Annotated in this window: 13 protein-coding genes; 8 read left to right on the top strand and 5 right to left on the bottom strand. The window is 59.8% G+C overall.

The features are described 5' to 3' along the window. Genes ROS217_RS05535 through tenA form a run of 5 tightly spaced genes read left to right on the top strand, consistent with a single transcriptional unit; the run spans position 1 to position 3956 of the window. Positions 1 to 771 carry a thiazole synthase gene (locus ROS217_RS05535; protein ID WP_009816699.1) on the top strand — a complete coding sequence of 257 codons (771 nt, stop codon included), beginning with the start codon at positions 1 to 3 and terminating at the stop codon, positions 769 to 771. Next, a complete protein-coding gene (locus ROS217_RS05530; RefSeq protein ID WP_009816698.1) occupies positions 771 to 1367 on the top strand; it encodes a thiamine phosphate synthase in 597 nt (198 codons plus the stop codon). Before ROS217_RS05535 ends, ROS217_RS05530 begins: the two co-directional genes overlap by 1 nt. After that, complete coding sequence (locus tag ROS217_RS05525; RefSeq protein ID WP_009816697.1) at positions 1364 to 2347, top strand: HesA/MoeB/ThiF family protein; 984 nt, start codon at positions 1364 to 1366, stop codon at positions 2345 to 2347. The genes ROS217_RS05530 and ROS217_RS05525 overlap by 4 nt, the downstream gene beginning before the upstream one ends. Next, complete coding sequence (locus ROS217_RS05520) at positions 2344 to 3276, top strand: ABC transporter substrate-binding protein (RefSeq protein ID WP_009816696.1); 933 nt, start codon at positions 2344 to 2346, stop codon at positions 3274 to 3276. Before ROS217_RS05525 ends, ROS217_RS05520 begins: the two co-directional genes overlap by 4 nt. Beyond that, positions 3273 to 3956: a thiaminase II gene (tenA, locus tag ROS217_RS05515; protein ID WP_009816695.1), complete on the top strand. Its 684-nt coding sequence runs from the start codon at positions 3273 to 3275 to the stop codon at positions 3954 to 3956. The genes ROS217_RS05520 and tenA overlap by 4 nt, the downstream gene beginning before the upstream one ends. 27 nt (positions 3957 to 3983) lie before the next feature. On the opposite strand, the gene ROS217_RS05510 is transcribed toward tenA, so the two are convergent. The 5 genes from ROS217_RS05510 to ROS217_RS05490 all read right to left on the bottom strand — a co-directional run bounded on the left by ROS217_RS05510 (position 3984) and on the right by ROS217_RS05490 (position 10803). Next, positions 3984 to 4370: a DUF3307 domain-containing protein gene (locus tag ROS217_RS05510; RefSeq protein ID WP_009816694.1), complete on the bottom strand. Its 387-nt coding sequence runs from the start codon at positions 4368 to 4370 to the stop codon at positions 3984 to 3986. Positions 4371 to 4499: 129 nt separating this feature from the next. Then, on the bottom strand, positions 4500 to 6278 hold the full coding sequence (locus ROS217_RS05505) for an adenylate/guanylate cyclase domain-containing protein (protein ID WP_009816693.1): 1779 nt from the start codon (positions 6276 to 6278) through the stop codon (positions 4500 to 4502). A 41-nt stretch (positions 6279 to 6319) separates the two neighbouring features. Next, positions 6320 to 7876 (bottom strand): NAD(P)-binding protein, encoded by a 1557-nt coding sequence (locus ROS217_RS05500; RefSeq protein WP_157046554.1) that lies wholly within the window; start codon positions 7874 to 7876, stop codon positions 6320 to 6322. A 164-nt stretch (positions 7877 to 8040) separates the two neighbouring features. Continuing rightward, on the bottom strand, positions 8041 to 9702 hold the full coding sequence (locus ROS217_RS05495) for a Na/Pi cotransporter family protein (RefSeq protein ID WP_009816691.1): 1662 nt from the start codon (positions 9700 to 9702) through the stop codon (positions 8041 to 8043). A gap of 132 nt (positions 9703 to 9834) precedes the next feature. Then, on the bottom strand, positions 9835 to 10803 hold the full coding sequence (locus ROS217_RS05490; RefSeq protein ID WP_009816690.1) for a LysR family transcriptional regulator: 969 nt from the start codon (positions 10801 to 10803) through the stop codon (positions 9835 to 9837). A 100-nt stretch (positions 10804 to 10903) separates the two neighbouring features. On the opposite strand from ROS217_RS05490, the gene ROS217_RS05485 reads away from it, so the two are divergent. Genes ROS217_RS05485 through ROS217_RS05475 form a run of 3 tightly spaced genes read left to right on the top strand, consistent with a single transcriptional unit; the run spans position 10904 to position 13733 of the window. Further along, positions 10904 to 11770 (top strand): ABC transporter permease, encoded by an 867-nt coding sequence (locus ROS217_RS05485; protein ID WP_009816689.1) that lies wholly within the window; start codon positions 10904 to 10906, stop codon positions 11768 to 11770. Further along, positions 11770 to 12555 carry an ABC transporter permease gene (locus tag ROS217_RS05480; protein ID WP_009816688.1) on the top strand — a complete coding sequence of 262 codons (786 nt, stop codon included), beginning with the start codon at positions 11770 to 11772 and terminating at the stop codon, positions 12553 to 12555. Before ROS217_RS05485 ends, ROS217_RS05480 begins: the two co-directional genes overlap by 1 nt. Positions 12556 to 12590: 35 nt before the next feature. Further along, positions 12591 to 13733, top strand: a complete 1143-nt coding sequence (locus ROS217_RS05475; RefSeq protein ID WP_009816687.1) for an ABC transporter substrate-binding protein — start codon at positions 12591 to 12593, stop codon at positions 13731 to 13733. The last annotated feature ends 12 nt before the right edge of the window (positions 13734 to 13745 follow it).

Raw genomic sequence — 13745 nt, 5'->3', positions numbered from 1 at the left:
ATGCCTGTTTTCTACGAGACCGAGATCGCATCGCGGCTGATGTTGGGCACTGCGCAATACCCGTCGCCGGCGATCCTCGCGCAGGCGTTCCGCCGCTCTGGCGCGGGCATCGCCACCGTTTCGGTGCGCCGGGAGTCCGGGGGCGACCGCGCGGGACAGGCATTCTGGGACATGATCCGCGAACTAGGCGTGCACGTCCTGCCCAATACGGCCGGCTGTCACTCGGTGCGCGAGGCGGTGACCACGGCGCAAATGGCGCGCGAGATCTTTGACACCAACTGGATCAAACTAGAGGTAATCGGCCATGCCGACACCCTGCAGCCCGACCCCTTTGGATTGGTCGAGGCGGCCCGAATCCTGTCTGAGGACGGGTTTCAGGTGTTCCCTTACTGCACCGAGGATCTCGTGCTCTGCGAGCGGCTTGTCGAGGCCGGGTGCCGGGTTCTGATGCCTTGGGGCGCACCCATTGGTACGGGGCTGGGACTCAACAATATCTATGGATTGCGCAGTTTGCGCGCGCATTTCCCCGATCTGCCCTTGGTGATCGACGCTGGCCTTGGCCTTCCCTCACAGGCGGCGCACGCGATGGAACTGGGCTATGACGCCGTTCTTCTGAACACCGCCGTCGCCAAGGCTGGCGATCCGGCCATGATGGCCGAAGGGTTCGCGCGCGCGCTAGAGGCCGGGCGGCTGGCCTTTGAAGCCGACCCGATGGAGCCGCGCGACATGGCGGCACCTTCGACCCCCGTTCTGGGGAGGGCCTTTACCTGATGACCTTGCCGCGTTTCTATCCGATTTTCGATCACGCCGACTGGTTGCACCGTCTGCTGCCGCTCGGCGTGGGGTTGGTCCAATTGCGGATCAAGGATGTTCCCAACGGCATGCTGAAACAGCAAATCGCGCTGGCACAGGGTCTGTGCCGCGCCCATGGTGCAATTCTCGTGGTTAACGATCACTGGCAGGCGGCGATTGATGCAGGCTGCACTTGGGTGCATCTGGGGCAAGAGGATCTCGATACCGCCGATATCCCTGCGCTCCGCCGCGCCGGGATCAAGATCGGGCTTAGCACCCATGACCATGCCGAACTGGACCGCGCGCTGTCCTATGCCCCTGATTACGTGGCGCTTGGTCCGGTTTATCCGACCATCCTGAAAAAGATGAAGTGGCACGAACAAGGGCTGGGCAAGCTGACGGAATGGAAGCACCTGATCGGTGATATCCCCCTCATCGCAATCGGCGGCATGTCGGTGGAGCGTGCGCAAGGCGCGTTGAGCGCCGGGGCGGATGTGGTCTCTGCCGTGACGGACATTACCCTCAACCCTGACCCCGAAGCTCGGGTGCGGCAATGGTTGGACGTGACTGGATGAGTCGTTATGCGCGTCAGATCGCCCTCCCCGAGTTCGGGACCGTGGGGCAGGACCGGCTGGCCGCGGCGCATGTGCTGGTCGTGGGCGCAGGCGGGCTGGCGGTGCCGGTGCTGCACTACCTCGTGGGTGCAGGCGTCGGGCGGATCACGTTGATGGATGGTGACCACGTTTCCCTCAGCAACCTGCACCGTCAGACGCTGTTTCGCATGGCGGATATCGGCAAACACAAGGCACGGGTTGCGGCCACACATATGACCGCTCTCAACCCGGATTGCACGATTTCCGCCGTGTTAGAGCCGCTTGATCCGCTAAACGCTCCCCGCTATGTCGCTGCCGCCGATCTGGTTCTCGACTGCGCTGACAGTTTCGCGGCGAGCTATGTGCTGTCCGACACCTGCCTGACGCAAGGCAAGCCGCTGATCAGCGCCTCCATCGTTGGCACCTCTGGCTATGTGGGCGGCTTCTGCGCTGGCGCGCCCTCTTTGCGCGCGCTTTTCCCGGATTTGCCCGACCGGCTGGGCAGTTGCGATGCCGATGGCGTGCTGGGCCCGTCGGTTGGCGTCATAGGTAGCCTTCAGGCGCAGATGGCACTGGCCGTTTTGGCCGGAATAGAGCCTGATCCGCTTGGTCAACTCGTGACGTTCGAGGCGATTGGCCATCGCTTTGGCGGTTTCCGCTTTGATGGTGCGCCCGAGCCAGAGAACGGTTTCCGCTTTATCGCGACCGGTCAGATCACACCCGACGACTGGCTGATCGACCTGCGCGCCGAGACTGAGAGCGGTCCCGCGCTGCCAAACGCCATCCGCCGCTGCGTCCCCGATTTCAATAACCCCGACACCCGCCCCCAAGGCGCGCGTGCCGTGCTCGCCTGCCGTTCCGGCCTGCGGTCTTGGCAGGCCGCGACGCGATTGCGCGCCTATTGGGACGGAGAGATTGCCTTGATCGCCCTTGGCGACGTTCAACAGGAGACTGACACATGAGACACCTCACCCTGATCCTTGCCCTGATGGCGAGTCCAGCCTTGGCGCAGGACAAGATGACCCTGATCCTCGACTGGTTCATAAACCCGGATCACGGCCCGATCATTGTGGCCGAGGAACTGGGCTATTTCCAAGACGCTGGACTTGAGGTCGAGGTGATCGCCCCTGCCGATCCCTCTGACCCGCCCAAGATGGTCGCTGCCGGCCAGGCTGATCTGGCGATTTCCTATCAGCCGCAGTTGCATATGCAGATCGAGAACGGGCTGCCGCTGCGCCGCGTTGGCACGTTGGTCGCCACGCCGCTCAACTGCCTCTTGGTGCTCGAGGATGGGCCGATCAAATCCACGGCCGATCTCAAAGGTCGCAAGGTGGGCTTCTCGGTGGCGGGTGTCGAAGAGGTTTTGCTCTCGACCATTCTCGCGCAGCATGGCCATAGCCTGAGCGACATTGAACTGGTCAGCGTCAACTGGTCACTCTCGCCCTCGCTTATGTCTGGCCAAGTGGACGCGGTCATCGGCGCCTATCGCAATTTTGAACTCAATCAGATGGAGATCGAGGGCGTTCCGGGGCGCTGTTTCTACATCGAGGAAGAGGGCGTACCCGCCTATGACGAGCTGATCTATGTCGCCAATCCCGACACGATGAGCGCCGACATGATCCGCCGCTTTCTCCATGCCACAGAGCGTGCGACGCAATACATCATGAACCATCCGCAAGAGAGCTGGGAGATTTTCGCAGGCACCTCGCCCGAATTGCAGGATGAGTTGAACGAAAAGGCGTGGATTGACACCTTTCCGCGCTTTGCCACCCGGCCCGCGGCCCTTGATCACGCGCGCTACAAGCGGTTCGAACAATTCCTGCTCGACACCGGGATGATCGAGAATGCAACACCTGTCTCCGGGCTGGCCATGGACCTGAACGCAGAATGACCCAAGGATACGGAGCAACCTTTCCCCGCCTGCGCGATGCGGCGGGTACGGTTTGGCAGGATTACACCCATCACGCCTTTGTCGAGGGGCTGCGCGAGGGCACGCTGCCACGCAAGGCGTTTCTAGGCTATCTGGTGCAGGACTACGTGTTTCTCATCCATTTCGCCCGGGCCTGGGCCTTGGCCGTAACCAAGGCTGATGCTCTCGAGGAAATGCGCGCCTGTGCCGTCACGGTGAATGCGCTGGTCAATCACGAACTCAGCCTGCATGTGAAAACCTGTGCCGAGGCGGGGCTGAGCGAGGCAGACCTCTACCGCGCCGAAGAGCATCCCTCCAATCTGGCCTATACGCGCTATGTGCTCGATGCCGGGCATTCCGGCAACTTCCTCGATCTGCTGGCGGCGCTTGCCCCTTGTGTCATGGGCTATGGCGAGATTGGCGCGCGGTTGGGTCCGGTTGCGGCCGATCATCCCTATGCCGATTGGATCAACACCTATGCAGGTGATGCCTATCAACAGGTGTGCCGTGATGCGGGCGCGCTGTTTGATGGGGCTGTGGCCCGCCGTCTGGGTGCAGGAGCGCAGAGCACGCCGGGTTGGGCGCGCCTCTGCCAACGCTTCACCACCGCCACGCGGCTTGAGGTGAGTTTCTGGGATATGGGTCTGTCCTTTGGCCACTAAGTTCGACTGCCGCGCGGCCTGACATGCTCAGGCTGCGCGGCTGGCGACGATGGCAAAGAGCGCCACATAAGTGAGCTGATGCGCGGCCTGATCGAGACCAAGGTAATGCCAGAAACGCGGGTCAGCATCATCAACACCGTTCTGGCGAACAGCGCGGGATTTTGCCCAGTCGATGTGATAATGCAGGACCGTTTCCGCGATTGCGAGTCCAAGAGAAAATTTCCAAGTCAGACCGAACCAGAGCAGGATGGGCAGGCTGAATGCGCCATGCAATCCGGCGTGAAGGACACCGGAAGGATGACCATAGCGTCCCTTGTTGGCAGCCATCCACCCGGTCTGAAGCTGAAAATCGGCAAGGTAATGCTTGATCTGAAACAAGATCAAAAAAAGACTTAGGTTGAAAATGCTCGTCATGTGACACCTCGCGGCGCGGGCGTGTAGGCGGAGCTATCAGTGCAACGGTTCTCCGACAGAAACGCGATTTGAACCAAATTGGGTCGAGCGGTAATTCCGAAAGTCTAGCACATCGTACAGGCTGATGCATCAACGCCGCGGGAGTCCCATGGCGACTAGGGTTTCCAAATCGGTCTTGATACCTGCGACCAGCGCGGGCCACTTTGGAAAGTGAAAACCGTATTTGATCACCTCAAGTGTGAAATCAGGACGCACAGTGAGCGCTTGCTCCAAGGCTCGTTGAGCGGTACCCCGGTTGCCCGCACGCAGGGACAGGACGGCATAGGCCGAATGCACAAAGGCCTCGGCCCCTGGATTGCGCGCCGCTGGTTCGAGATATTTGCGCATGTTCTCACCCAAGGTCATGTCGCGCATCCAGATCGCAACGGCGAGCATCCAGTAAAACGACCAGAGCATCGGGTCTTGCGGGCTGAGGCGAATGGCCTCCAACCCAGCCTCTTCCATCTCTGCGGTGTCGGGGGTCTTTTGAAAGAGGTTGATAAAGGTCTGCGCATTATAAACCAGCGCGTCATTGTGATTGAGGGCGCGCGCGCGGGCCAGGGCGTCGCGGGCGTCCTTCTCTTGCCCTTGTAGGGTCAAGAGCTGTGCTAGGGTGATGTGGCCCAGTTCAAGCCGATCATCGAGTTCGATGGCCCGATTGCCGTGATACATACCCTTGATCACATCCTCGCGGGGATTGCGGCTCCGGCCGGAATAGATGCGCACCGCATGCACCCGACCAATCAACGCATGCGGCAGCGCATAGGTCGGATCGGCCTCGGCTGCAGCGTGAAAAAGGGCGGTCGCATTGCGAATGCCGCCGGTGGTCCGCATGTCGATCTCGGTCAATCCACGCTGGCACATTTCCCAGGCCGAAAGGCTCTCGGTCGGTTTGGCGCGGGACATTGCGCGTTCATGCGCACCGATTTCGGGGGTAAGTCCGGTGACGATACAGCGCGTGATGTCATCCTGAAGCGCAAAGAGATCGGCCATGTCACGGTCATAACGATCAGACCAGATCTGATGGCCTGTCTCGGCCTCGATCAGTTGCGCGGTGACACGCAGACGAGCGCCCGCGCGGCGCACGGACCCTTTGACCACGTAACGCACACGCATGTCCTGCGCGATCTGGCGCATGTCCTGTGCCCGGTCCTTGTAGGCAAAGGAGGACCCGCGAGCGATCACAAAGAGCGAACGAAAGCGCGACAGCTCATTGATCAGATCCTCGGCGATCCCATCGGCGAGAAAGCCGTCCTCGACGGAAGACGACAAGTTATCAAACGGCAGGACGATGACCGAAGGACGATCAGCGCTCTGGGTTACGGTGCTGCGGCTCTCTGCCTCGACCCCTGTGGCGATATGCCAGACCTCGACTGGTGTTGGGATGTTTCGGACATATTGCATGCCCTGTCCAGTGATGCTCAGACTGGCATCTTGAGCCAGCATATCGCGCACCGTGCGTGACACGCAGATGCCGCCGGGGGACGACAGTGTTTCGAGCCGGGCCGCAATATTGACCACATCGCCCAAGACATCAGATCCGTCTATCAGAACGCTGCCATGATTGATGCCCACCCGCAAACGAATGCGCAGATCCTCTGACTGAGTCAGCTCATGTGCGGCAATCGCACGCTGTGCCGAAAGAGAGGCATATACCGCAGCGGTCGGACCCGGGAATTCAACGAGCAGCCCGTCACCCATGGATTTGACGACGCGTCCGCCATGCGTGGCAATAGCCGGGTCGATTATGTTCTGACGCAGCCGCCGAAGGCGGTCAAATACCGCATCTTCGTCCATCGCAACAAGACGAGAGAACCCCACCACATCAGCGGCAGCGATGGTTGTCGCCCTGCGCTCCAGCGTCTTCACCTTTGTCCCCTTTGTCGCGGTGCCCTTTCCGCGTCCTATCTCTAGGCCATGCGGGTGATCTTTGTCACCTGAGCATTTAAAGTGATAGCTAGTGTGGGTGCCATCTGAGTCCAGATATCAAGCCAACCTTTTGACAGGACGGTTACGGCCGGTTTGTCGCTAAAGATCAGCCCAAGCGTCAAAGGAAGTGAAATCCAGATCATACCGTAATAGGCAGGAATCTGTTTCAACGGGCCGTATCCCTGAACGGAATAGGCGTATTCCAACATACCGGTGAGGATGAGCAGATCATTCTTGGCGAGAAAGTCGTAAAAGCTGTCATACTGTAGTAACTCGGTCGGCGCGCTCAGCGGCATCGGCAGGGTCAGGCCACGATAGAGCGCCAGCAAGACGTCATATTCCGCGAGGCGCACGAAAATCTCGGCCTTGACCTTGTCCGCATCGAACCCCGCCATCCAGGTTTCGGGATCGGCAAACGGTTGATTGGCCTCGTAATACCCCTTGAGCAGGGTGTACTCGTCATAATCCATCAACGTCGCCGGGGCAGGCACGCCGGGAAACTGTCCGGTCGTCACCATGGCGCGGATGGTGTGGCCCGCCGGGTCCTGATGGTCGGCGGTCAGATACATGCCCTCGCGGATATTGCCCTCCATGAACCCACTGGCGGCGAAATCTGCCGCCATATGATCATAGGCAGGCGAGAGATAGCAGGTGCCTAATTCGCAGGCCGTCGGCTGACGATCGGGCGAGGGGGCATCAAAAGTGACAGTGTGCGTCTTACCACCGAAACGCGCTGAGGACTCGAGGATTTCGACATTGGTGTATCCCAACCCTTGCAGACGATGCGCGAACATCATCCCAGAGGGACCGGCCCCCAGCACGATGATCGGTGCCGTCTTGTCTGTGGGTAGCGACCAGCCAAGCTTTTCCTGGTGATCCAGTAAGAGCCCGCCGTACTGCCAGCATTGCAGCACGGATTCAAAACAGGTCGAGCCATGCACAAAGAGGGTGTTGTTCTTGCCCTGAAGGCTCAGGTAATTCCAAGGCCCGCCCGCGCGCAGCCCATCAATGTCGAAATGGTCGAAATAGGGCGTCCGCAGATCAACCGTCGCGCCCGCGCTGTCGGTGACGATCTCGTAATCGGGATAGGGCCACCAGTCGAGTGTGGGCAGGGTCTGTTCCAGATTTGCGAGAAACTCGGCTTCGGTCATCGGCGTATCGGTAGGCCCCTGCAACTGATAGACGGTGACAAGGTTCTCGGTCATGGAGTTTGCGGTCTCGAGCGAGAATTGCTTGGCTGTCTCGTTACGAAAGCCGCTGACATGGCCTGCCATCGCGCTAATTTCCGTGGGGGCGAGGATGATGCCATACGTCGGGGCAGGATTGGGGACCGTTACGCGCACCAACGTGGTGTGAAAGGTGAAATTGCACAGCTTTCCAAACACGGCTTGTTCCGTCGCGGTGTAATCGCAGATACTGCTCAGGTTACGCGGCTCGCAGGCAATGACCAGAAGATCACAGGTCTTGGTCGTGGGCGCGGCCCCGTCAATCGACAGGGTTAGAGTGACCGGCGTGCCGGGGGATTTGTCTGCGTTCAAAACCGGTCTCCTGAATTGGGTGATGGATCGTATCCCCGGAATAAGGGACAGGTCGAAGCGTACACCAATTTTCCAATTGGTTGAATCAATTTTGCTGACCACGCCTTTTCCGCGTGCATCGTCAGGCGGCAGTGGCCCCGGAGTTTCCGGGTCAGGAGAAAGGATCATCCGCGCGAGGAAATCCGACTGGAGAGCAGATCACCCGTTTCTGTCAGGATTGGATAGGCAACCATGGTAAAGCTGGTGTTCACCTGTTTGAGCGCGCGCAACGTCTCTTGATGGATATTGCTGGTTTCAATGCTCTCGGCCAAGCCTTCGCGCAGGCGGCCGAGATGGGCGCGTTGCAATTCTTGTTCGAGCGTGCGGATACTGTCCTTTTCGGCCACCAATTCGCGGGCATCGTCAGGATGCTGGGTCATCATCACACTGAGCGCGAGCTGTGCATTGGCCAGAACCCGGTCGTGGAAATCGCAGATTTCTTGCCATCCGGGGCGCGAGAATTGCACGCCTTCGCTGTTCAGGCGACGGGCGAGGCTCAACATGGTGGTCGCGATGGCGTCCCCCCCAGCTTCAAGATTGGTGGCGATCGTAGAAAGGTCCATCGAGCGTTGGCTTCGCTCCTCGTTCAGACCGTTGCGGTTGAGTTGCGCAAGATAGAGTTTGGTGTCGAAGTGGCGTTTGCGCAGAGAACCATGGGTTTCGGTGATGGCCTCGGCTGTGGTGTCGTCCCACTGCGCATAGAGTGCCGGGATCGGTCGTAGCATCGCTTCGACCAACTCGCCGATACGGATCACCTCGCGCGTGGCGCAGGACAGGGCTCGGTCCGGGGCGCCAAGCGCGCCGGGATCAAGCGCGGTGATGTGATCAAGTGCTGAAGCTGTGCTTGGGTTGGGAATAAATGCACCGATTGCCCGCGAAGCTGTGCTTGTAAACGGCAGGATCAATAAAAGCAGCGCAAGGTTAAACAGGATATGCAGGTGAATAGCCTGCGCTGCCGGAGTTGCCCCGAGCCAGCCCATCGGTGGCTGAAGGGCCGTAAGGGCGGCCAACGTCAGTGCTGCACCCCCACCGCGCAATATAAGATTGGAGAGGATCAATCTACGCGCCTCGACATCAGCGGCAAGTGTCAGCGCAAAGGCGATAAAGGCACCGCCAAGATTTGCCCCGAGGATCAGCGCGGTCGCGGCAGAGGTCGGCATCAGCCCTTGAAGCACAAGGGTTACAAACAGCAGCACGGCGGCCACTGAGGAATGGACGATCCAGGCAAAAATAGCGCCGATTACGAAAGCGGTGAGTGTGTCGCGCCCGAGATACTGCATGGCTGCGACCGCTGCTGTACTCTCGGTTAACGGCTCAGTTGCAGCGCGCAGCATGTCCAGCGAGACAAAGATCAGCGCCAGCCCGATCAGGATGCGTCCACCTTGTCGCACACGTTTCTGATGCCCGCGCAGGAACATCACCACTCCCGCCAGCAAGAGAACCGGGATGAGCCAAGTCTGGCGTACCAAAAGCAGCTTTGCGACCAAGGCCGAGCCCAGATCAGCGCCCAAAAGGATTGCCAGCCCTGCCGCTACAGCGATGCCGCCTGAGGATACAAAATTGGCCGTGAGAACGGCAACGGCGGTTGAACTTTGCAGAGCCATGGCCGAGGTCAAGCCGGTCAAGGCCGCAAGAATTCGGCTCTGACCTGAACGGCGCAGCCAAAGGCGCAACTGAGCGGAAAAGGCACGTTCCACGCCAGTGCGGACGAGGCGCACAGACCAAATCAGAAGCGCCGCCGCCCCAGCGATCTGAAGAAAGAAAAGCGTAAGGTTGGGATTTTCCAAGGCTGTGGCTCATGCTCCGGCTGGACTCTGAAAGCACCGAGAGTGACCTGTGAGGCCGAGCGGCGCAAGGGGGCGCTGGGCAGGAGTTGTGAAGTGTGACGGTTTTGTGAATGTTTTATGACAGACGACCGATCAACGATAGGTCCGATCCTCTATGGGCGTCGCGTCGATCCGGGCCAGCAGGCGGTCAAGCAGGCTCTGTTCCGCACGATTGAGCACGGCGCGCGGGTTCCAGACCACATGCACATCCACCGCCGCCGTCTGGTCATAGGGCGGCAATTGCCACAAGAGCCCGTCTTGAACATCGCGGGCCGCCACATGCAGGGGTAGCGGACCCACACCGATCCCCGCGATGATCATGCGGCGCACTTCCTCCAGATGGCTGGAGGTGGCGATGATCTGATCCCCCAATTCCGCCTGCGCCCGCATCAGGGTCACGGGTTTCAGCGCGTCCTGCAAACGGTCCGTCTCAAAGCTGACCGCAGAACGCCCGGCAAGATCTGCGCGCGTCAGATCGCGCTGGCCAAAGAGCGCATGGCGCGGCCCGCAAAAGAGGCCAAAGAACTCCCGATAAAGCCGCATGTACTCCAGCTTGGGATTGCGCTGATGCACGAGGCAGATGGCAAAGGAGGCCGAACGCGCCGACACCGTTTCAATCGCCTGCGCCGAGGAATGCACCTCAATGGCGAGCGTCGCGCGCGGGTTCTCGGCGTGAAATTCCGCCAGCACTTGATCAAAAACCGGGCAGATCACGTGAGAGGCCAACGACAGCCGCACGTGACCCGTCACCTCATCCGTCATATCGCGCATGAGGGTCGAAAGGCGCAGGATAGAGCCTTGGATATCCAGCGCCTCGCGATACAGAACTTCGCCTGCCTCGGTCAGGGCGAAATGCCCCGGCGCGCGATGGATAAGGCGCTTACCCACCCGATCCTCTAGCCTTTTCAACGCCGTAGACACAGAAGGCTGCGTGAGACGCAAGCGGTGCGCGGCGTCTGTGACGGAGGTGGACTGCGCCAGCACGACAAAGGTGCGCAAGAGATTCCAATCCATCTCGCGCATGATGCGTTCGGGGCTGTTGCGATCCTCTATAGGCTGCATCTATTGTGACAATTCCTATTATCTATTTGATTAATGATTGCCTGCTTTGCACCCTGCTCGCAAGCCCGGACATCATGGGCAAAGCGTGAAGGGGCGATGCATGTCGGTCGAGGCCCGCGAAGCGAGGCAGCCGTGGATTCTGTTGTCACCCGCCTTAGGTGCGGTGGCGCTGCTTTTGCTCGTGCCACTGATGTTCATCGTGGTCTATTCGTTCTGGCTCCGCTCGGCCATGGGCGCAGATACGGTTGGGTTCTACCTCGACAACTGGCAAAAGACGCTCACCGATCGCTTTTACCGGGACATCCTGCTCAACACCCTGAAAATAGCGGCGATCACCACGGTGATTTGTGCCCTGATGGGCTATCCGGCGGCCTATTTCATCGCCCGGTCACGCAGCAACAAGATGGTGTTGCTGCTCTTGCTGATGCTGCCGTTCTGGATCAGCTATATCATCCGCACGATGAGCTGGATCAACATTCTGGGCACGTCGGGTGCGCTCAATTCCTTGCTCATGTCTCTTGGGATCATCAGCGAGCCGATCCAGATGCTCTATAACGAGGCCACGGTGATCCTCGGTCTCGTGCATTTCTTGCTGCCCTTCATGGTGCTGAATGTCTACGTCAGCCTTGAGGGCATCGACACCAACCTTGAGGATGCCGCCAATTCCCTCGGGGCAACCCGGTGGCAGGCGTTTACCCAAGTCACCTTGCCCCTTTCTCTACCTGGTCTCGCGGCTGGAGGATTGCTGTGCTTCGTGCTGGGCGCGGGCACCTACATCACGCCCGTCATCCTCGGTGGGCCGCGCGATGCGATGTTCGCCAATCTTGTGTTCGAGGCGATCATCACACAATTGAACTGGCCACTCGGCTCGGCGCTGTCACTCTTGCTGTTGATCGTGCTGGGCCTCTTGGTGGCGATCTACAACCGCTACCTGGGCATGGCGCAACTGGCCAAGGGACTAGGCTGATGGGCTGGCAGATCATCCGCGCCTGGACCATTGTGGTCTATGGCTTCATGTTCCTGCCGGTGGCAGTGGTGGTATTGTTGTCCTTCAACGCCAATCAGTTTGGCAGCTTTCCGATGACCGGCGTCTCGCTGCACTGGTTTCAGGAATTGTGGAACAATGACGCGGTGATGCGCGCCTTTCGCACCTCGCTTGTGCTGGGGCTGATGACGGCGGTGATTTCCACCACGCTGGGGATTTTGGCGAGCCTTGCTCTGGTGCGCTACAACATCCCCGGCCGCAACGCGATCACCACGCTGCTGATCGCGCCCATCCTTGTGCCAGAGGTGGTTCTGGCGGTGGCGCTCTTACTCTTTCTCAACTGGCTGGGCATCGGCAAGAGCTTTGCGCTGCTGCTCGCTGGCCATGTGATATTCACCCTGCCGTTCGTGATCCTCGTCGTGCAAGCGCGGCTTGTCAGCATCAAGCGGGATATGGAAGAAGCGGCGCTCAGCCTCGGCGCATCGCCGGTGCAGACCTTTTTTTCGGTGACCCTGCCGTTGATGCTGCCCGCCGTCGCGGCAGGCGCGCTCTTTGCCTTTACCATCAGTTTTGACGACATCACCGGCACACTCTTCTGGAAACCCGGCGGGGTCGAGACCGTGCCGACGCAGATTTTCTCGATGCTGCGGAATTCGATCAGCCCTGAAATCAACGCGCTGGGCACGGTGATGATCGTGATGACCGTGGGCCTGCCGCTGCTGGGAGCAGCGGTAGCCCGCAAACTCGCCATGAAAGGCGGCACCTGAGAACCGCCCCAACATTCAACAAGGAGACCTGAGAAATGGATAATACCAAACGTTACGAACGACTGCTGGATCGCTTTCGCAATGGTGATCTGGACCGGCGCAATTTTCTGGGCCTGATCGGTGCTGCGGGCCTCGCTTACGGCGTGCAGACGCCCTTTGCCAAATTCGCCCATGCACAGGATGTGAAACAGGTCCGGTTTGACGGCTGGGGCGGTGTCGTGTCCGAAGCATTCCGTACATATGCGTTTGACCCCTACACCGCAGAGACCGGGATTACCGTTGTCGATGGCACATTTGCAGGCGGCGATGAATATCTGGCCCAGGTCCGCTCCAGTCAGGAGGGTGAGTACAACATCGCGCACCTGTCGGGCGTGTTCGACTATGCCCGTTATGTGAATTTCGGCCTGACGGTCGAGTTGAACCTCGACAATATCCCCAACATGTCGCTGGTGATGGATGCGCTGACCAACGCGTTCCGCGGCGTCACGCCGGACTACCTCTCGGCGGTGCCCTACGACTACGGCACCACGGGTCTTGCCTATAACCGCAAGTATATCTCCGACGAAGAGATGAAGGAAAAGGGTGCCAAGATCCTGATCGACGAGGCCTACAAAGGCAAGATCGGCGGCTGGACGGATTGGCGCACGCGGGTCTGGTACGGCGCGTTGCAGACCGGGCAAGACCCAAACAATATTCAGGATATGGAAGCGGTCTGGGATGCGATCCGCAGTCACCGTGATCTGGCACTGAAATACTGGTCCTCGGGCGCAGAACTCATGAGCCTTCTGGCAGAAGAGGAAATCTACGTCACCGAAGGCTGGTCGGGCCGCATCGCCGCCTTGCAACAGGAAGGTCACGACATCGGTTATTACGACGCCCCCGGCAGCTTTGCCTGGCAGGAATGTCTGCATGTGCTCAAGGGCAGCCCGGTCGAGGCCTGCGAGGAGTTGTTGAACTTCATGCTGGCGCCCGAAACGTCGATTGCTGTGGCCGAAGGGCAGAATTATCCGCCCGCTCTCGACGGAACCAAGGTCGATCTGGGTGCCAAGATCCCGACGCTGCCCGCCTTTGATCCGACGGGCACGCTGGCGTCGCTCACCTTTGCCAACCCGACCTATTGGAATGGCAACGAGGCCGAATGGTCCGAAACCTTCAGCCGCGTCCAACGCGGGTATTAACCCCTTGCCGCG

The organism is Roseovarius sp. 217, assembly GCF_000152845.1.
GTDB lineage: Bacteria > Pseudomonadota > Alphaproteobacteria > Rhodobacterales > Rhodobacteraceae > Roseovarius.
This window is presented reverse-complemented; position numbering and strand designations above follow the sequence as displayed.